Source organism: Bradyrhizobium sp. 159 (genome assembly GCF_023073795.1).
In the GTDB taxonomy this organism is placed as follows: Bacteria; Pseudomonadota; Alphaproteobacteria; order Rhizobiales; family Xanthobacteraceae; genus Bradyrhizobium.
In genome coordinates, this window is the sequence record NZ_JADPKE010000045.1 from 1 (window position 1) to 1,362 (window position 1,362).

General features: G+C 61.2%; 1 pseudogene. It reads left to right on the forward strand.

Annotation, left to right across the window (positions count from 1 at the left end):
- Positions 1–81: 81 nt before the first annotated feature.
- Positions 82–1,194 (forward strand): annotated as a pseudogene (locus tag IVA96_RS11695) (IS481 family transposase); the annotation flags it as partial.
- Positions 1,195–1,362: the final 168 nt, after the last annotated feature.

Below are 1,362 nucleotides of genomic sequence, written 5' to 3' on the forward strand. Positions count from 1 at the left end.
GGTCCAAACCGGCTACATGGGTAACAGACTAGACCGGCGACATGGGTAACAGGTCAACTATTCGGCAAGGAGGGCTTGCCGATGGCTTGGAAGGAGACCTGTGCCGTGAGTGAGCGGATGGAGTTTGTGGTGGCGGTTCGAAAGGGCGAGGAAGCATTTGCAATGATCTGCCGGCGGTTCGGCGTGAGCCGCCGGATTGGCTACAAATGGCTTACGCGTTTCGAGACGGAAGGACCTGCGGGCCTGGAAGATCGCTCACGAGCTCCACGGCACCACCCGCAATCGATTGCAGGCGACATTGCTGAGCGATGCCTTGCAGTGCGGCGTGCGCATCCGACTTGGGGTCCTTTGAAGGTGCGGGCCTATCTGGAACGGGCCGCGCCGAAGACGGACTGGCCGGCGGCGAGCACGATCGGAGAGCTGTTCGACCGAGAGGGGCTGACGGTCAAGCGTCGACTGCGACGGCGTGGACCGCCGTCGAGCGCGCCTTTTGCCGATTGCCAGGAGGCCAACGATATCTGGTGCATCGACTTCAAGGGCTGGTTCTTGACCGGTGACGGCAAGCGATGCGAACCACTGACGATCACCGATGCATACAGTCGCTATCTTCTGCGCTGCCAGGCGCTTCCCCGAACGGACACCGAGCATGTCTGGCCTGTGCTCGATGCGGCCTTCCGCGAGTTCGGCCTTCCCCACTACCTGCGATCGGACAATGGCTCTCCGTTTGCCTCGGTCGGCGCTGGCGGATTGTCGAGAATGTCGGTCAACCTGATCAAGGCTGGGGTGATACCGGAACGCATTACTCCCGGGAAGCCGCAGCAGAACGGCCGTCACGAGCGCATGCATCTTACCCTGTTGCAGGACGCGGCAAGTCCACCGGCGCGCAGCCTGCGTGAGCAGATCAAGCAACTGCGCCAGTTCCAGCACACCTATAACCACGAACGCCCACACGAGTCTCTCGACAACGCTACACCTGCGGATCGCTACAAAGCGTCACCGCGTCGCTTCGATGGGATCCTACGCTCCCCCGAGTATGGCGATCAGGACATTCGCTGGGTCCGACGCAACGGAGAGATCAAGCTCGATGGCAAGTTCGTCTACATCAGCGCGGCATTGTCCGGCGAGCCCGTAGGCTTGGTGGCGTCCGAGGATGGCCAAACGGTCACCTACGGCCCGGTCACGCTCGGCACCATTGCTTATCGGGCGGATCAATTAAGAACGCCAAAGCGCTGTGGACCTTGGGGACAACGCTGCGCGTTGCCCCCAGGGTCCACAGCCCCAACAACAGCAGGCCTGAACGAAACGAGAATTGTGTTACCCATGTCGTCGGTTTGAACTGTTACCCATGTCGCCGGTTGCTCA